At 67.5% G+C, this 16,159-nt stretch carries 18 protein-coding genes and 1 pseudogene; 7 read left to right on the top strand and 12 right to left on the bottom strand.

From position 1 onward, the window contains the following. Positions 1-4: 4 nt before the first annotated feature. Genes FQS62_RS15140 through ccmA form a run of 7 tightly spaced genes read right to left on the bottom strand, consistent with a single transcriptional unit; the run spans position 5 to position 5,329 of the window. Complete coding sequence (locus FQS62_RS15140; RefSeq protein ID WP_057500201.1) at positions 5-622, bottom strand: DsbE family thiol:disulfide interchange protein; 618 nt, start codon at positions 620-622, stop codon at positions 5-7. Positions 623-630: 8 nt separating this feature from the next. Continuing rightward, complete coding sequence (locus tag FQS62_RS15135) at positions 631-2,550, bottom strand: heme lyase CcmF/NrfE family subunit (protein ID WP_208043003.1); 1,920 nt, start codon at positions 2,548-2,550, stop codon at positions 631-633. Further along, positions 2,551-3,012, bottom strand: coding sequence for a cytochrome c maturation protein CcmE (gene ccmE / locus FQS62_RS15130; RefSeq protein WP_005410343.1), 462 nt, complete (start codon positions 3,010-3,012; stop codon positions 2,551-2,553). Next, positions 3,009-3,197 carry a heme exporter protein CcmD gene (locus FQS62_RS15125; RefSeq protein ID WP_032129786.1) on the bottom strand — a complete coding sequence of 63 codons (189 nt, stop codon included), beginning with the start codon at positions 3,195-3,197 and terminating at the stop codon, positions 3,009-3,011. Before FQS62_RS15125 ends, ccmE begins: the two co-directional genes overlap by 4 nt. Next, a complete protein-coding gene (ccmC, locus tag FQS62_RS15120) occupies positions 3,194-3,964 on the bottom strand; it encodes a heme ABC transporter permease CcmC (protein ID WP_049447363.1) in 771 nt (256 codons plus the stop codon). Before ccmC ends, FQS62_RS15125 begins: the two co-directional genes overlap by 4 nt. 43 nt (positions 3,965-4,007) lie before the next feature. Continuing rightward, on the bottom strand, positions 4,008-4,703 hold the full coding sequence (gene ccmB / locus FQS62_RS15115; RefSeq protein ID WP_049447364.1) for a heme exporter protein CcmB: 696 nt from the start codon (positions 4,701-4,703) through the stop codon (positions 4,008-4,010). Beyond that, a complete protein-coding gene (gene ccmA, locus FQS62_RS15110) occupies positions 4,700-5,329 on the bottom strand; it encodes a heme ABC exporter ATP-binding protein CcmA (protein WP_049447365.1) in 630 nt (209 codons plus the stop codon). The genes ccmB and ccmA overlap by 4 nt, the downstream gene beginning before the upstream one ends. A 178-nt stretch (positions 5,330-5,507) precedes the next feature. On the opposite strand from ccmA, the gene FQS62_RS15105 reads away from it, so the two are divergent. The 3 genes from FQS62_RS15105 (at position 5,508) to FQS62_RS15095 (ending at position 8,015) form a co-directional block, all read left to right on the top strand. Further along, positions 5,508-6,656 (top strand): pyridoxal phosphate-dependent aminotransferase, encoded by a 1,149-nt coding sequence (locus FQS62_RS15105; RefSeq protein WP_049447366.1) that lies wholly within the window; start codon positions 5,508-5,510, stop codon positions 6,654-6,656. Between the two features lie 14 nt (positions 6,657-6,670). Next, complete coding sequence (locus FQS62_RS15100; RefSeq protein WP_049447367.1) at positions 6,671-7,477, top strand: amidohydrolase; 807 nt, start codon at positions 6,671-6,673, stop codon at positions 7,475-7,477. Positions 7,478-7,580: 103 nt separating this feature from the next. Further along, positions 7,581-8,015 carry a hypothetical protein gene (locus FQS62_RS15095; protein ID WP_049447368.1) on the top strand — a complete coding sequence of 145 codons (435 nt, stop codon included), beginning with the start codon at positions 7,581-7,583 and terminating at the stop codon, positions 8,013-8,015. Here the strand turns inward: FQS62_RS15095 and FQS62_RS15090 are convergent. Both FQS62_RS15090 and FQS62_RS15085 read right to left on the bottom strand, forming a co-directional pair. Then, positions 8,002-8,301 carry a hypothetical protein gene (locus FQS62_RS15090; protein ID WP_226053707.1) on the bottom strand — a complete coding sequence of 100 codons (300 nt, stop codon included), beginning with the start codon at positions 8,299-8,301 and terminating at the stop codon, positions 8,002-8,004. The genes FQS62_RS15095 and FQS62_RS15090 overlap by 14 nt on opposite strands. An 89-nt stretch (positions 8,302-8,390) precedes the next feature. After that, the gene (locus FQS62_RS15085; protein WP_208043002.1) at positions 8,391-9,518 is read right to left on the bottom strand and encodes an MFS transporter; all 1,128 of its coding nucleotides are present in this window, start codon (positions 9,516-9,518) and stop codon (positions 8,391-8,393) included. Positions 9,519-9,608: 90 nt separating this feature from the next. On the opposite strand from FQS62_RS15085, the gene FQS62_RS15080 reads away from it, so the two are divergent. Beyond that, a complete protein-coding gene (locus tag FQS62_RS15080) occupies positions 9,609-10,397 on the top strand; it encodes an AraC family transcriptional regulator (RefSeq protein ID WP_088480232.1) in 789 nt (262 codons plus the stop codon). Between the two features lie 114 nt (positions 10,398-10,511). On the opposite strand, the pseudogene FQS62_RS15075 reads toward FQS62_RS15080, so the two are convergent. The 3 genes and pseudogenes from FQS62_RS15075 to FQS62_RS15065 all read right to left on the bottom strand — a co-directional run bounded on the left by FQS62_RS15075 (position 10,512) and on the right by FQS62_RS15065 (position 13,951). After that, positions 10,512-12,164 (bottom strand): annotated as a pseudogene (locus tag FQS62_RS15075) (pseudouridine synthase). Continuing rightward, complete coding sequence (scpB, locus tag FQS62_RS15070; protein ID WP_049447372.1) at positions 12,157-13,032, bottom strand: SMC-Scp complex subunit ScpB; 876 nt, start codon at positions 13,030-13,032, stop codon at positions 12,157-12,159. Before scpB ends, FQS62_RS15075 begins: the two are co-directional and overlap by 8 nt. A gap of 13 nt (positions 13,033-13,045) precedes the next feature. Continuing rightward, positions 13,046-13,951, bottom strand: coding sequence for a segregation and condensation protein A (locus tag FQS62_RS15065; protein WP_010486714.1), 906 nt, complete (start codon positions 13,949-13,951; stop codon positions 13,046-13,048). Positions 13,952-14,325: 374 nt separating this feature from the next. Here FQS62_RS15065 and FQS62_RS15060 point away from each other — a divergent pair, with 374 nt between their 5' ends. The 3 genes from FQS62_RS15060 to FQS62_RS15050 all read left to right on the top strand — a co-directional run bounded on the left by FQS62_RS15060 (position 14,326) and on the right by FQS62_RS15050 (position 16,083). Next, positions 14,326-14,625: a YciI family protein gene (locus FQS62_RS15060; RefSeq protein WP_032129789.1), complete on the top strand. Its 300-nt coding sequence runs from the start codon at positions 14,326-14,328 to the stop codon at positions 14,623-14,625. Positions 14,626-14,645: 20 nt separating this feature from the next. After that, positions 14,646-14,897: a BolA family protein gene (locus FQS62_RS15055; RefSeq protein WP_057500212.1), complete on the top strand. Its 252-nt coding sequence runs from the start codon at positions 14,646-14,648 to the stop codon at positions 14,895-14,897. Positions 14,898-15,045: 148 nt separating this feature from the next. Further along, the gene (locus FQS62_RS15050) at positions 15,046-16,083 is read left to right on the top strand and encodes a LacI family DNA-binding transcriptional regulator (RefSeq protein WP_049447374.1); all 1,038 of its coding nucleotides are present in this window, start codon (positions 15,046-15,048) and stop codon (positions 16,081-16,083) included. Positions 16,084-16,159: the final 76 nt, after the last annotated feature.

The following is a 16,159-nucleotide window of genomic DNA, read 5'->3' as shown; positions in this document are numbered from 1 at the left end:
GGGCTCAGGGCGCCGTGTGCAGCGTGCTGCCGGCATTGCCCTGGGCCTTCTCGATCTTTTCCAGCGCCGGAATCAGCTTCTCGTCGACCACGCGCTGGGACATCGCACCGCTGTACTTCCAGCGCACGATACCGCTGCCGTCCACAAGGAAGGTCTCCGGTGCGGCGGTCACACCCCAGTCGATCGCGGTGCGGCCCTCGACGTCGCTGAGCACGACCATGAACGGGTTGCCCAGCTGTTCCAGCCAGTGCAGTGCATCGGTCGGGTCGTCCTTCCAGTTGTAGCCGATCACGCGCACGCGCTTGCTCTCGGCGAACCGGGTCAGCACCGGGTGTTCCTCGCGGCAGGCCGCGCACCAGCTACCCCACACATTCAGCAGATAGGGCGCGCCGCGCAGGTCGTCGCTGTGCACGATCATTTCCGGGTCGTGCAGCACCGGCAGGGCGAACGCCGGCGCCGGCTTGTCGATCAGCGCCGATGGCAGCACGTCGCGCTGTGGATCACCCGATTTCATCACCCCGTAGATCATCAGCCCGAGCAGGCCGAAGAAGAACAGCACGCCGATCACGATGGCTACCGGCGGCAGCGGGCGGGAGGGGCGCGGGGCGGGGGACTCGGACATGGAAACTCCTACGGACGACGGAAACGGCGGTCGGCGGCGGTGATGAATCCGCCCAGGGCCATCAGCAGCGCGCCCAGCCAGATCCAGCGCACGAACGGCTTGATGTGCATCCGGACCGCCCATGCATTGTTGCCCAGCGGCTCGCCCAATGCCACGTAGACATCGCCGTCGAAGCGTGCATCGATGCCGGCCTCGGTCATCACCTGGCCGCCGCTGGCGTACTGGCGCTTCTCCGGGTGCAGCAGCGCCAGTTCGCGGCCGTCGCGGAACACCCGCAGATGGCCTCGATCGGCGATGAAATTGGGACCTTCGCGATGATCCACGCCCTCGAAGCGCACTTCGTGACGGCCGACCACCAGCTGCTGGCCCGGCGCCAGCGCCACTTCGCGCTGCACGTTGAGTGCTTCCACCAGCAGCGCACCGGCCAGGAACACGGCAATGCCGGCGTGGGCGACGATCATGCCAAGCATTTCGGCGGTGAAACGACCGTTGCCGCGCAGGCGCTGCCAGACGAAGCGGGCGGTGCCCAGCCCGACCCAGGCCGCCGCCGCAACTCCAAGACCGGCTTTCCAGCCGTTCTGCGGCGCCTGCCACCAGGCCAGCGCGCCCAGCAGCACCGCCAGCCCCAGCCAGGGTGCCAGCAGCGCGAACGCGCGCGAGGGCTGGTCGCGTTGCCACTTCACCAACGGGCCGAATGGCAGCAGCAGGATCATCGGTGCCATCAGCAGCAGGAACAGGCTGCCGAAGTAGGGCGGGCCGACCGAAATCTTGCCCAGCGACAACGCATCGGCCAGCAGCGGGTACAGCGTGCCGAGCAGCACCATCGCGCAGGCAGTGGCCAGCAGCAGGTTGTTGGCCAGCAGCAGGGTCTCGCGCGAGGTGGCGGTAAAGCCACGGCGCGGATCGTCGGCGTCCACGCTCAGCTGGCTGGCACGCAGCGCGTACAGCAGCAGGCTGCCGCCGACCAGCACCGACAGGAACACCAGGATGAACAGGCCGCGCGACGGATCTGCAGCGAACGAATGCACGCTGGTCAGCACACCGGAGCGGACCAGGAAGGTGCCGAGCAGCGACAGTGCGAAGGCGGCGATCGCCAGCAGCAGGGTCCAGCTGCCGAACGTGCCACGCTTTTCGGTGACGGCCTGGGAATGGATCAATGCCGCACCGACCAGCCAGGGCATGAAGCTGGCATTTTCCACCGGGTCCCAGAACCACCAGCCGCCCCAGCCCAGCTCGTAATAGGCCCACCAGCTGCCCAGCGCGATGCCCAGGGTGAGGAAGCCCCAGGCGACGTTGGTCCACGGCCGCGTCCAGCGCAGCCAGCGCGCATCGATGCGCCCCTCCAGCAGGGCTGCCACCGCGAATGCGAACGGAACGGCGAAGCCCACGTATCCGATGTACAACATCGGCGGATGGATGATCAGCCCCGGGTCCTGCAGTAGCGGGTTGAGGTCGCGGCCTTCCAGCGGCGCTGGGTTCAGGCGCAGGAACGGATTGGAGGTGAAGATCAGGAAGGCGAGGAAGCCGACGCTGATCACGCCCATCACCGCCAGCACGCGCGCCTGTACCGGTGCAGGCAGGTGCCGCGAGAACAGCGCCACCGCGCCGGTCCACAGTGCCAGCACCAGCGCCCACATCAGCAGCGAGCCCTCGTGCGCACCCCAGACCGCCGAGTAGCGGTAGATCATCGGCAGCAGCGAATTGGAGTTCTCGGCCACGTAGCGCACCGAGAAGTCCTGCTGCACGAACGCGGCGGTGAGCACGGCGAACGCGCCGGCGACCAGCAGCAGCTGCGCGAACGCGGCAGGTCGTGCCACCGCCATCCACGCCGTGTTGCTGCGATGCGCGCCGACCAGCGGCAGGCCGGCCTGCAGCAGCGAGGCCAGCAACGCGCACAGCAGCAGGATCTGACCCAGTTCGGGCAGCACTCAGCGCACCTCGGGTGCCGTTACCGGCACGTCGTGCTTGCGATGGGCGTCGCCCATCTTGTCGGCCACTTCCTTCGGCACGTACTTCTCATCGTGTTTCGCAAGCACCTCGTCGGCGACGAAAGTGCCGTCCTGCAGTCGGCCGCTGGCGACCACCGCCGTGCCTTCGGCGAACATGTCCGGCAGGATCCGCGACGTGGTCACCGCCAGTTGCGCGTCGCCGTCGGTCACTTCAAAGCGTGCCTCCAGCGAGCCGACCGGTCGGTTGAAGGAGCCTTTCACCACCATGCCGCCCAAACGGAAGCGCGATTGCGCATCGACATCGCCGCGCAGCACTTCCGAAGGCGTGTACAGGTAGGCGATGTTGCGTTCCAGCGCCATCGCCACCAGCGCGGTGGCCAGCCCGGAGGCGAGCAGGGCCAGCAGTACCCAGGCCAGGCGACGGCGTTGTACCGGCGTCATCGTTCCAGCTCCGTCGACAGCGGCGCTGCAGCATCCTGTTTGACGGCGCGGGTCTGCTGCCGCTGCTGACGGGCCAGCGCCAACCGGCGTGCCACACGCAGGCGCAGCCATGAACCGATGGCATCGGCGCCGAGCACCAGTACGAACACGGCGTAGGCGCCGATCACATAGGGCAGGTGGGTCATGATCGGGCCTCCCCGGCCGCACGTGCGGCATCGACGCGGCCACCGACCCAGGCCTTGCCGGCCTCGCGGTCGAGATTGTCGGCGCGGGCCTTGGCCAGCACCGAGCCGGCGAACCAGAACTTGGTGCCGATCACCATCCACCACAGTGGCGCGATCATCGCGCTGCTGATCGCCGATTCACCGAACACGCTGATCGACTGGCGCTGGTGCAGGCCGCCCCACCAGTCCACCGAGTAGCGGATCACCGGCAGCAGGCTGACACCGACGATGGCCAGCAGGCCGGCCGCGCGCGCGGCGCTGCGGCGGTCCTCGATGGCGTGGTACAGGCCAATCACGCCCAGGTACAGGAACAGCAGCACCAGCTCGCTGGTCATGCGCGGGTCCCAGTCCCACCAGGTGCCCCAGGTGCCCTTGCCCCAGATGCTGCCGGTCAACAGGGTGATCAGAGTGAAGCCGGCACCCATCGGCGCACACGCCATGGCCAGGATCTCGCAGACCTTGATCCGCCAGATCAGGGCGATGGCGGCATACAGCGCCATCAGCGCGAACACGAACAGGCTCATCCAGGCACTGGGCACGTGGATGTAGAGGATGCGGAAGCTGTCCAGCTGCTTGGCTTCCGGCGGCACCACCAGCAGCGCCTGCCACATGCCGACCAGTAGCACCGGCACCGCAGCCAGGTAGAACACCCGCGACCAGCGGGCAGCGAAGCGGTCGAACGTGGGAGGCGAACCGAGTTGGTGGAACCAGCGGACAATCGGATTCATGCGTGGCGGCTATCCAGCAGGGGTGGATTGGCTCTCAGCTCGGTCAACTCAGAGAAATACGTATTGCAGCGGCAGTGGCCAGCGGTGCCAGCACCAGCGCGACCAGCAGGCCGGCGCCCAGCATCAGCAGCGCACCGACCGGATCCTGCCCGCGTCCGGCTGCCACCAGACTGCCTGCGCCGAACACCAGCACCGGCACGTACAGCGGCAGCGACAGCAACGCCACGAGAATACCAGAGCGTCGGATGCCCACGGTCAGCGCGGCGACCACGCCACCGATCAGGCTCAGCAACGGCGTTCCCAGCAGCAACGATGCCAGCAGCATCGGCAGCTGGTCATGCGGCAGATGCAGCATTTCGGCCAGCAGCGGGCTGACCACGATCAACGGCAGGGCGGTGGTGGCCCAGTGCAGCAGCACGCGCACCAGCACCAGCCAGGCCAGCGGCACCGGCGCCAGCAGCCATTGTTCCAGCGAGCCGTCTTCGGCATCGGAGCGGAACAGTGAATCCAGCGACAGCTGCCCGGCCAGCAGCACAGCAAGCCACAGCACTGCGCCTGCGGTGGCGGCCAGCAGGTTTGGCTCGCGGCCCTGGGCCAGCGCGAACAGCACCACCACCAGCACCGCGAACAGCAGCGGCTGCAGCGCGTCGCCGCGGCGCCGCCAGAGCAGGCGCAGGTCGCGCTTGAGCAGGGCGCCTGCGGTCTGCCACAGGCCCGGTTCGGTGCCCGGCGCGATCATGCGGCACCGCCGAGGTCGAGCTGGCGGGTCCGCACCGGCGGTGCGGCATAGGCGCCGTGGGTGGTGACCAGCGCAGCGCCACCGGCGCGCAGGTGCGCGGAAATCATCCGGTTGACCAGAGTGATGCCCTCCAGGTCGAGGTTGGCGTAGGGTTCGTCGAGCAGCCACAGCGGCGCCGGCGACAGCCAGATGCGCGCCAGTGCCAGCCGCCGCTTCTGCCCGGCCGATAGATGCCGCACAAGGGTTTCCTCATATCCGGCCAGGCCGACAATGGCCAGCGCGTTGCCCGGCATCTGCCGTGCGCGGCGGCCGTGCAGGCCGCACAGGAAGTGCAGGTTCTCCAGCGTGTCCAGGTCTGGCTTCAGCGCCGGCAGATGGCTGAGGTAGGCCACGTAGCGTGCACGTTCGGCATTGTTGGCCGGCTTGCCGTCGATCCGCACCTGCCCGGCCCCGGGCCGGGCCAGGCCGGCCAGCACGCGCAGCAGCGTGGTCTTGCCGGCGCCGTTGCCGCCCTGCACCAGCAGGGCTTCGCCGGCGTCCACATGGAAGTCCAGCGGGCCGAACACCGGCTCGTCATTGCGGGAGAAGCTCAGGCCGCTGGCAGCCAGCAATGCAGGGGTGTTCAAGGGGCAAAGGTCTTCATGCCGGAGTGCGGCGGCAATTGTAGCGGTGAATGCCGATGGTAGTGCCGGCCTCTGGCCGGCAATTTCGCCACCTGCCAGCCGAAGTTGCCGGCCGGCAGCCGGCACTACCGACGCGCGGATTGCGTAAACTCGCAGGTCTGTTCCCCCACAGCCCAGGCCGATGCAACCCACCACCAAGCTGCCCAAGGTCGGTACCACGATCTTCACCGTGATGTCCCAGCTCGCCGCCGAACACGGCGCAGTCAACCTGGGCCAGGGTTTTCCGGACTTTTCGGCGCCGCAGCGCCTGATCGACGAGACTGCCAGGGCGATGGTCGCCGGGCTGAACCAGTACCCGCCGATGACCGGCGTGGCGCCGCTGCGCCAGGCCATCGCGCAGAAGGCGCTGGACTGCTACGGCGCCCAGGTCGATGCGGACAGCGAGATCACTGTCACCAGCGGTGGCACCGAGGCCATCTTCAACGCCATCCACGCCGTCGTGCGTGCCGGCGAGGAAGTGATCGTGCTCGACCCGGCCTATGACTGCTACGAACCGGCGATCGACCTGGCCGGTGCCAAGGCCGTACATGTGTCGCTCGATCCGCAGACGTTCGCCGTCGACTGGGACCGCGTGCGTGCGGCGATCACCCCGCGCACCCGCATGTTGATCGTCAACACCCCGCACAATCCGTCCGGCGCGATGCTGTCGGCGCAGGACATGCAGGCACTGGCCGAGCTGCTGCGTGGCACGCAGATCTACCTGATCTCCGATGAGGTGTACGAACACATCATCTACGACGGCCGCCGCCATGAATCGGCGCTGCGCTACCCGGAACTGCGCGAGCGCGCGTTCGTGATCTCCAGCTTCGGCAAGACCTACCACTGCACCGGCTGGAAGATCGGCTATGCGATCGCACCGCCGGCGCTGACCGCCGAGTTCCGCAAGGTGCACCAGTACAACACCTTCACCAGCTTCGGCCCGGCGCAGTACGGCTTCGCCGCGATGATCCGTGACGAGCCCGAGCACCACCTGGAGCTGGGCGCGTTCTACCAGGCCAAGCGCGACCGCTTCCGCGAGCAGCTGGCCGGCACCCGCCTGAAGGCGCTGCCGGTGCCGGGTGGCTACTTCCAGCTGGTCGATTACTCGGCCATCAGCGACCTGCCAGACCATGAGTTCGTGAAGTGGCTGACCATCGAGAAGGGCGTCACTGCCATTCCGCTGTCACCGTTCTACGAGAACCCGCCGGCCGGCCAGCGCCTGGTGCGTCTGTGCTTCGCCAAGAACGAAGCGACCATGGACGCGGCCATCGAACGCCTGCGCCTGCTGTGAGCGGAGGGCTGAACATGCAGGACCTGCGCATTTCCCTCGTCCAGGGCGACACCCGCTGGCACGACCCGGCGGGCAACCGCGCCTACTACGGCGCGCTGCTGGCGCCGCTGGCCGGCAACACCGATCTGGTGATCCTGCCGGAGACCTTCACCAGTGGCTTCTCCAACGAAGCCATTGCCCAGGCCGAAGGCATGGACGGCCCGACCGTGGCCTGGGTGCGCGAGCAGGCCAGGGCCTTGGACGCGGCGGTGATCGGCAGCGTGCAGCTGCGTGATGGCGATGGCGTCTACAACCGCCTGCTGTTCGCCACGCCCGATGGTGAGCTGCAGTACTACGACAAGCGCCACCTGTTCCGCTACGGCGGCGAGCACGAGCGTTATGCCGCCGGTCGCGACCGCCTGAGCGTGGAATGGAAAGGCTGGCGGATCAATCCGCAGGTCTGCTACGACCTGCGTTTCCCGGTGTTCTGCCGCAACCGCTACAACGTGGAGCGTCCGCAGCAGCTGGATTTCGACCTGCAGATCTTCGTCGCCAACTGGCCTTCGGCACGCGCCTATGCGTGGAAGACACTGCTGCGTGCACGTGCGATCGAGAACCTGTGCTTCGTTGCTGCGGTGAACCGTGTCGGCGTCGATGGCAACCAGCTGCACTACGCCGGCGACAGCGCGGTGCTGGATTTCCTCGGCCAGCCGCAGGTGGAGATCCGCGAACGCGAACAGGTGGTCACCACCACCATTTCGGCCGAGGCGCTGGCGGCACACCGCGCACGTTTCCCGGCGATGCTTGATGCCGACGCCTTCCATCTGGACGAACAGGCCTGAGCGACGGCCTGAACGCTGCCGCACCAGCGCGCGCGCCTGCATTCAACCTGCACGCGCGCGCTGCTAGATTCGCCGCCAGTCCGACCGAACGGGAAGTCCCGCCATGAACAAGCCCTTCGCCCTGCTGCTGGCCCTGTCTGCCGCATCGCTCGCCCCGGCCGCGCACGCTGCCGGCAACCTCGATTGCGAGCTGCGCTACAACCTGTCCGGCTGGTCGCTGATCTACAAGACGGCTTCCGGCAATGGCACGGTCACCTGCAGCAACGGCGCCAGCATGCCGGTGCACATCCAGATGAAGGGGGGCGGCCTGACCGTGGGCAAGTCGAAGATCACCAACGGGCGCGGCAATTTCACCGGCGCGATCAGCATCGACCAGCTGCTGGGCACTTACGCGTCGGTTGGTGCACATGCCGGTGCGATGAAATCCAGCAATGCGCAGGTGATGACCAAGGGCGACATCTCACTGGCCCTGTCCGGTACCGGCAAGGGCTGGGACCTGGGCGTGGACGGTACCGCGTTCACCCTCAGCCGGCGCTGAGGCGCGACGGCTCGGCAGCTCCCCAGCTGATGCGGATGTAGTGCTGTTCGGAGTCGCTCAATAACCGTTCGATACCGAAACCATTCTTCAGCAGCTGCGCGACCACGTCTTCGACGAGCTGCTCGCTGGCCATTACCTGGTTGAAGCCGAACACGATGTAGCGTCGGCCATTTTCCGAGCCGATCTGGATAGCGTTGTCGAGATCGCGGTAGAACAGTTCGATTGGGCGCTTGGCAGCATCGGCGTTGGCGCGGGCCTGTTCGGCGGTGATGGTGATCACGGGCATCTGTCTTGTGTGGGAGAGCGCGCACGATAGCCGGGGAATCAAAACCATTCCCGGAAGGCGCGCACAGTGCGCTGCTTTTGCAGCAATTCCTAGGCTGCAACGGGACGCCGCCGCTGCAGCCACAAGGCCAGCAGGCCACACACGATGAGGGTCGGTGCCAGCAGCTGCACTGCACCGACCAGCGCCATCGCCGCACCGATCAACAGGTAGTAGAGCAGGCCGAACAGCGCGCCTGCGCTGCCGAGACAGTGTGGATAGCCACGCAGGGCCTGGCCGAGCACATTGGGAATGGCAAGGCCGAAGCCCGTCACCACCGGCACCATCGCCGCGACCAGGGCGGGGTGATCATGCAGCAGCGCAGCCAGCAGGCCTCCCGTCAGAACCAGGCCTGCGGCGATGCGGATACGCGCGGTTGTGGAAACGCCTGCACGCAGCAGGCAGCCATTGCCCCACGCGCCCAATGCCGAGCCCAGTGCCAGCACCGCGCCGCTGGCGCCGAACCAGGTGGCTGGCCAGTGCAGGCGCGCGAACACGAAGGGGCCGAGTACATACCAGCTGTACATCGCCACGTTGAAGGCCATCACCAGCAACGCGTGTGACCAGATCCAGCGATCGCGCAGCAGCTGCCGCAGCAGCGGCAGCATGGGCGTGTGCGGGATCTGTGCAGGGCGACTTTCACGCAGGCCTGCCAGGCATGCCACCGCCAGCAGGGCGGCGATCAGCAGCAGGCCGGACTGTACGCCGACATAGCCATGGGTGGCGACCAGCAGCGTGCCCAGTGCAAGGCCGATGGCCGGGCTCAGGGCCAGGGCCATGCCGATCCAGGAGAATGCCTGCGCCAATGCCGGCCCCCGCAGATGGTCGCGCAGCACGGTCTGGGTGACCACCGAAGCGGCGGCGGCGCCGACTGCGGCCAGCGCCTGGGCCAGCAGTACCTGGCCGAAGCTGCCTGCCATCAGGCCGCCCAATGCAGCCACTGCGAAGACGCCGAGGCCACAGAGAAGGGCGGGGCGGCGACCGAGGCGATCGGCCAAGCGCCCCCACAGCAGCACGCCTGCAGCGAAGCCGAACAGGTACAGGCTCATGGCCTGGCTGGCGGCACTCGGCGGCAAGGAGAAGCGTTTGGCCAGATCGGCCAGGGCCGGGCTGTACAGGGTCTGTGCCAGCTGCGGAAACATCAGCAGTGCAATGGTCAGCAACAACAGGCGGCGCGACATGCGGGCGCTCCAGGAACAGGGCCGCGCATTGTGGTCGCGTCCGCAATGGCGCACCCTGTCTAATCTGTCATTGGATGTATGAAATCAGACATGGCCTGGTTGCAGCCGGACGCGCACTTCGACGCCGATGCCTGGAGCGCTCCGGTGCTGGGTATCGCGGCCTCACTGGCGGATCACGATTCGGGTTGGCACCAGCACGCACGCGCGCAGCTGCTGTATACCCGGCAGGGCTGTACACGCCTGACTTACGGTGATCGCATCAGCCTGCTGCCGCCCGCGCGCGCCGCGTGGATCCCGGGTGGGCTGCGCCATCGCGCGCAGATGCGCCAGGCGGTCGACTACCGTTCGTTGTACTTCGACGCCAGCCTGGCGGCCCAGCTGCCCCGGCAGCCGGCGATCATCGGCGTGGGTCCGCTGCTGCAGGCGTTGCTGGAGCCGATCGCACAGGCACCGTTCGACCAGGACTGGCAGGCGCCGCGTGCGCACCACCAACTGGCGTTGTGCGTGCTGGAAATCGCCGCTGCACCGGTGGCGCCGATGGACCTGCCTTTACCGCGTGATCCACGAATCACACGTTGCCTGCCGCTGGCCGAACAGCTGCCGCCCGAACTGGGGGAGCTGGCCGCGCGCACGGGCCTGAGCGCGCGTACCGTCGGCCGGTTGATGCAACGTGATACCGGCATGAGCTATCAGGCCTGGCGCCAGCAATGGCGCCTGATGCGGGCCATGGAGCTGCTGCTGCTCGGCCGTCGCGTCGCGCATGTGGCCCAGGACACCGGCTTCTCCGCCGAGAGCCCGTTCATCGCCTTCTTCCGCAGCATGACCGGCACCACGCCCGCCGCGTTCCAGCGCCACGCAAAAGGGGACGGAGGGGATTAAGTCGCTTTCGCCCCTTCGACACACACAGTGGCAAAAACGACTTAATCCCCTCCGTCCCCTTTTCAACGAAAAACCCGGCCGGAGCCGGGGTTTTTCATTTCAGTCGGGTCGTGATCAGCCGCCGCGCGGGCCGCTGCGGCGCGGGCCGCCGGACCGCGGTTGCCGCCGGGGCCACCCGGGCCACGGTTGCCACCCGGGCCACGGTTGCCACCCGGACCGCCCGGGCCGCGATTACCGCCCGGACCACGGTTGCCGCCGCCCGGACCACGACCGCCCGGACGGGCGCCCTGCGCCGGCTTCGGGCTGCCATACGGGTGAAGCCCGGAGTGGCGTGGTCGGACGGAAGCTCGGGGCATTGCCCGGATGGCCATACGGGTGCTTGTTGCCCTGGCCCTGCGAGCGGTTGCCCGCACCGGCCGGACGGCCCTGGCCGCCTGCGCCGCTCCGGCCTTCGCCGCCGCCGAAACCGCCACGGCCCTGGCCGCCACCGGCGCCTGCGCCCGGACCCTTCGGCTTGCCGTACGGACGGCCCTGGCCGCCTGCACCCGGACCACGGGCGCCGGGGCCACGTGCGCCCGGACCGGCATTGCGATGGCCGCTCGGGCCGGTGCTCACGCCATCCGGCACGTACCAGGTGCGGAACGCCGCCGGATTGCCTTCCGGCAGCGAACGATCGTTCTTCTGGGCGCGCTGCTTGAACGGCTTCTGCGACTGCTTGGCTGCCGCTTCACCGCTGACCGTCAGGCCGCCCTTGAAGCCGCCACCCTTGCCGCCGCGACCACGGCCGCGGTCTTCGCGGACGTTGTCGAAACGACGCAGCTCGCGGCCTTCGTCGGCGGTGTTGTGGCCGTTGACATAGGCATTGCCGCGGCCACCTTCGCGCACGCGCACGGTGGTCTTGGCGGCGCGGCGCTGGCCGATCACCGGCTGCAGCGTCAGTGCCGACGGTGCGCCTTCTTCCAGCTTCAGCTGCGCGCGCAGGGCTTCCACCTGGGCGGTGCCCAGTTCCACCGAATGGCCACGGGCCAGTTCGCGCGGCAGGCTCACCTTGCCATAGCGGGTGCGCTTCAGGCGGCTGACCTGGCAGCCCTGCGATTCCCACAGGCGGCGCACTTCGCGGTTGCGGCCTTCCTTCACCACGACGCGGAACCAGTCGTGCGAATCGGTGCCGCCGATGCGTTCGATCTCGTCGAACTTGGCCGGGCCGTCTTCCAGTGCCACGCCACGGGTGAGGCGGTCGACGATGGCGTCGGAGACCTTTTCCTCGCCTTCCGGCGCACGCACGCGCACCACGTACTCGCGCTCGACCTCGAACGACGGGTGCATCATGGCGTTGGCCAGTTCACCGTCGGTGGTGGCCAGCAGCAGGCCGGTGGTGTTGATGTCCAGGCGGCCGATCGCGATCCAGCGCGCGCCCTTCAGCGGCGGCAGCGATTCGAACACGGTCGGGCGGCCTTCCGGATCATCGCGGGTGGTCACTTCGCCTTCCGGCTTGTTGTAGACCAGCACGCGCGACGGCTCGGCCAGGGCGGTGGCGACGAAGCCACGGCCATCCAGTTCGATCTTGTCGCCGCTCTTGACCGACATGCCGGTCTGCGCGACTTCACCGTTGACCTTGACCAGGCCTTCGGCGATGCGCTGTTCCAGCGCGCGGCGCGAGCCGAGGCCGGCCTGGGCCAGCACCTTGTGCAGGCGCTCTTCCAGCTTGAACTGTTCGGAGGTGGCTTCGCGCTTCAGCGAGAGCTTGTTACGGGGGGTGTCACTCATCAGTTTTGCTCCGGCCGACGGTTTCGAGGTCGGCCTCTGGTTCGGAATCGGCTTGGTCAACAGCCACGGTCGTCATCGCGACGGCGTTGTCTTCGCGTTCGTTCACTGGCACCGCGCGCTCGCCCGGCGCGGAATCGGGGTGCCCATCATCGAGGGGCGAAGGTGCTTGCTCATCGGAAGCCGACGCAGACGCTGCATCGGCGGAATCGGGGGTGTCGCTGCCGGCCAGGCCGGTGTCATCGTTCGCGGCAGCGCCATCGGCGCCAGCCGAAATGTCAGGACCGTCGGCACTGGCGGCGGCCGGTGCGTCACGGTCCAGGGACAGCTGGGGTTCCAGCTCGCCCAGGTCCTTCAGTTCCGACAGTGGCGGCAGCTCATCCAATCGCTTCAGGCCGAAATAATCCAGAAAGCCCTTGGTGGTGCCGAACAGCGCCGGCTTGCCGGGCACATCGCGGTGGCCGACCACGCGGATCCACTCGCGTTCTTCCAGCGCCTGGATGATGTTGCTGCTGACCGCCACGCCGCGCACCTGCTCGATCTCGCCGCGGGTGATCGGCTGCCGGTAGGCGATCAGCGCCAGGGTTTCCAGGGTGGCGCGGGTGTAACGGGTCTTGCGTTCGGTCCACAGCCGGCTGATCCAGCCATGCACTTCGCCGGTGACCTGGTAGCGGAAGCCGGAGGCGACCTCGACCAGTTCCACGCCGCGCCCTTCGCAGGCCTCGCGCAGGCGTTCCAGTGCGCGTTCGATGCTACCCGGAGGTGCCGGTTCCTCTTCCGGGAACAGATCCTTCAGCTGGGCCAGGGTGAGCGGCTGGCTGGAGGCCAGCAGGGCACCCTCGACAATGCGGTTGATCAGCAATTGATCCATCGGCAGTCAGCGCTCACTCGTCTGCATTGGCGGCGTCGTTGTCGTCGAATTCGCTGCTGAACTGCAGCGGGGCATTGGTGTTGCCGGCGGCCAGCGATTTCACGTAGATCGGCGCCAGCGGTTCTTCCTGGACGATGTCCAGCAGCTGTTCCTTGGCCAGCTCCAGCACCGCCAGGAACGTGACCAGCACGCCCAGCTTGCCTTCTTCGGCCGTGAACAACCCTTCAAAACGATAGAACTTGCCATCTTCCAGGCGTCCCAGCACTTCGCCCATGCGTTGCCGCACGCTCAGTGCCTCACGCTTGATGGCGTGGCCGCTGAACAGCTCGGCGCGCTTGAGCACGTCGTGCAGCGCCAGCAGCATCTCCTTCAGGTCCACCGGCGGCGGCAGCTTCACCGTGGCGCGTTCGGGCATGAAGGCATGCGCCACCGTCGTGTCGCGATCCTGGCGGGGCAGGGCGTCGATGTCCTCGGCGGCCTGCTTGAAGCGTTCGTACTCCTGCAGCCGGCGCACCAGTTCGGCGCGCGGGTCGGCCTCATCGCCTTCCTCGCTGACCGGGCGCGGCAGCAGCATGCGTGACTTCACCTCGGCCAGGATCGCCGCCATCACCAGGTACTCTGCGGCCAGCTCGAAGCGCAGCTCGCGCATCACGGTGATGTATTCCACGTACTGCCGGGTGATCTCGGCAACGGGAATGTCCAGGACATCCAGGTTCTGGCGGCGGATCAGGTACAGCAGCAGGTCCAGTGGGCCTTCGAAGGCATCCAGGATGACTTCCAGCGCGTCCGGCGGAATGTACAGGTCCTGCGGAATCTGCAGGACCGGTTGCCCATGCACCACGGCCAGCGGCATTTCCTGCTGCTGGGGGGCGGGCGGCCGGGTTGGCGGGTTCGCGTCGAGCGCGAGTTCGGAAGTCATCTAATGGACATCAGGATTGCAACGGACCAGTCGCGGCACCGGGTTCGCCGGGCCAACGCCACGGAGCCCCAGGGCACCAGACACGCCGGGATCGGCGCGATTCCACACATATCAAACAGCAGGACGCGCCGCAGGAAACGGCAGCGACGGAACTACGGGGAGGTCGTCTACGTGGCCCGGCCAGGTGGACCGGTTTGAAGCAGCGGGACGGTCGTCGGGGGCTGCGTTGGCCGCAAAAACCGACGGGCTGCTGCATCCAGCCACGTGCAATGGAGCCTAGGGTAAGCCTTTGTCGCGCCAGTGTCCAGCCGGGCCGGGGCGGGGGCCGCATTGGCTAGAATCTGCGCACCCGACAACGCAAGCGAGGAAATGCCGTGTGGTATGTGATTGAAGGCTATGACGGCCAGGATGTGCTGGCGCAGCGGCTGCAGGCGCGGCCGGAGCACCTGGCGCGGCTGCACGCGCTGCGTGACGAAGGCCGCCTGCTGCTGGCCGGGCCGTGCCCGGCGGTGGACAGTGAAGACCCCGGCCCGGCCGGTTTCAGCGGTTCGGTGGTGATCGCGCAGTTCGAATCGCTGCTGCAGGCCCAGGCCTGGGCCGACGCCGACCCTTACGTTGCGGCCGGCGTCTACACCCGCGTACAGGTGCGTCCGTTCCGCAAGGTGCTGCCGTGAACGCGGAACGGATCTCGCGAATGCGTGATGCGCTGCAACAGGCGCTGGTCCCCAGCGTGCTGGAAATCGAAGACGACAGCCATCGGCATGCCGGCCACGCCGGTGCGCGCGACGGTCGCGGCCATTTCAACGTGCATGTGGTCAGTGAACGCTTCGCCGGACTGGGCCCGCTGGCCCGGCATCGCGCGGTGTACGCCGCACTGGGGTCGATGATGGAGACCGATATCCACGCGCTGTCCATCCGCGCACATACCCCGTCAGAACAGGGCTGAGCCCTTGTCCCGCACTGTCCCGGCCGGTCCGCACGGGCCTCGCCACGGACAGATTTTCATGTCCATTTCGGGACATTCGCCTAACGGACTGTTTACAAGCCCAGATGGAAACGCTTACATTCCGCGCCAATGCTGGTAGGTCCAAGCCGTGGAGGGCGGCTTCGTGAACAAGGCAGCTATCACAATCAAAGACGTCGCTCGCGAAGCCCGGGTCTCCGTGGCCACGGTTTCCCGCGCGCTCAACGGGCATGAAAATGTCGCCGAACCGGTCCGCCAGCTTGTGCTGGAGGTCGCCGCACGGCTGCGTTACACCCCGCACGCCGCCGCCCGCAGCCTGAGCAGCCGCCGCACCAATACGGTGGGCGTGGTGCTGCCGGATCTGTACGGCGAGTTCTTCTCCGAGCTGATGCGTGGCATCGACAACGTCGCCCGTAGCCGCCGCCAGCACCTGCTGGTGTCCAGCTATCACGGCGACCAGGAACAGCAGGGCGCGGCCCTGCGCGCCATGCGCGGTCGCGTCGACGGCCTGCTGGTGCTCTCGCCCTATGCCGAGAGCCCCGGTTTCCTGACCGACAACCTGCCGCAGTCGTTGCCGACGGTGTTGATCAACACCTATCTGCCCGGGCAGGACCACCCGGTGCTGAGCATTGACGACCATGCCGGTGCGATGGCGATGACCCGCCACCTGCTGGACGCCGGCCACCGCCGCATTGCATTCATTTCTGGCCCGGACCTCAACTTCGACGCGCGCGAGCGCCTGCGCGGCTTCCGTGACGCGCTGGTGGCTTTTGGCAGTGGCGCCGAGGGCATCGAGCTGCCCGGTGATTTCGACGAAGCTTCCGGCCATCGCGCCGGTCAGGAGTTGCTGGCAGCCGGAGCGCTGCCCGATGCCGTGTTCGCCGCCAACGACATGATGGCCCTGGGCTGCCTGTATGCGTTCACGCAGGCAGGGGTCCGTGTTCCGGCCGATGTCGCCCTGGCGGGTTTCGATGACATTCCACTGGCGCGTTTCGTCCACCCGTCGCTGACCACCATGCAGGTCAGCATCGCCGAGCTCGGCGACCGGGCCATGACGCGCCTGCTGCAGTTGATGGACGGCACCTCCACGGACGGGACAGGGGACAAGCAGACCCTGGTTCCCCGCTTGATAGTTCGCGATTCCACCACTCCGCCATCGGGCCATTGAAGCCAGAGGCGTTCCTTCTTTTTTGATTGATCGCAGGTACCGCGCAAGCGGTTACCGCCACCCGGAGATTGAGTTG

Source organism: Stenotrophomonas sp. SBJS02, from assembly GCF_020428325.2.
GTDB lineage: Bacteria > Pseudomonadota > Gammaproteobacteria > Xanthomonadales > Xanthomonadaceae > Stenotrophomonas > Stenotrophomonas africana.
This window is presented reverse-complemented; position numbering and strand designations above follow the sequence as displayed.

Bases quoted from the DNA above. Each gene is read 5' to 3' on its own strand.
- FQS62_RS15140 (WP_057500201.1), bottom strand. From the start codon at position 622: ATGTCCGAGTCCCCCGCCCCGCGCCCCTCCCGCCCGCTGCCGCCGGTA.
- ccmE (WP_005410343.1), bottom strand. From the start codon at position 3,012: ATGACGCCGGTACAACGCCGTCGCCTGGCCTGGGTACTGCTGGCCCTG.
- FQS62_RS15125 (WP_032129786.1), bottom strand. From the start codon at position 3,197: ATGACCCACCTGCCCTATGTGATCGGCGCCTACGCCGTGTTCGTACTG.
- ccmC (WP_049447363.1), bottom strand. From the start codon at position 3,964: ATGAATCCGATTGTCCGCTGGTTCCACCAACTCGGTTCGCCTCCCACG.
- ccmB (WP_049447364.1), bottom strand. From the start codon at position 4,703: ATGATCGCGCCGGGCACCGAACCGGGCCTGTGGCAGACCGCAGGCGCC.
- FQS62_RS15105 (WP_049447366.1), top strand. From the start codon at position 5,508: ATGCAACCCACCACCAAGCTGCCCAAGGTCGGTACCACGATCTTCACC.
- FQS62_RS15100 (WP_049447367.1), top strand. From the start codon at position 6,671: ATGCAGGACCTGCGCATTTCCCTCGTCCAGGGCGACACCCGCTGGCAC.
- FQS62_RS15095 (WP_049447368.1), top strand. From the start codon at position 7,581: ATGAACAAGCCCTTCGCCCTGCTGCTGGCCCTGTCTGCCGCATCGCTC.
- FQS62_RS15090 (WP_226053707.1), bottom strand. From the start codon at position 8,301: ATGCCCGTGATCACCATCACCGCCGAACAGGCCCGCGCCAACGCCGAT.
- FQS62_RS15085 (WP_208043002.1), bottom strand. From the start codon at position 9,518: ATGTCGCGCCGCCTGTTGTTGCTGACCATTGCACTGCTGATGTTTCCG.
- FQS62_RS15080 (WP_088480232.1), top strand. From the start codon at position 9,609: ATGGCCTGGTTGCAGCCGGACGCGCACTTCGACGCCGATGCCTGGAGC.
- scpB (WP_049447372.1), bottom strand. From the start codon at position 13,032: ATGGATCAATTGCTGATCAACCGCATTGTCGAGGGTGCCCTGCTGGCC.
- FQS62_RS15065 (WP_010486714.1), bottom strand. From the start codon at position 13,951: ATGACTTCCGAACTCGCGCTCGACGCGAACCCGCCAACCCGGCCGCCC.
- FQS62_RS15055 (WP_057500212.1), top strand. From the start codon at position 14,646: ATGCGTGATGCGCTGCAACAGGCGCTGGTCCCCAGCGTGCTGGAAATC.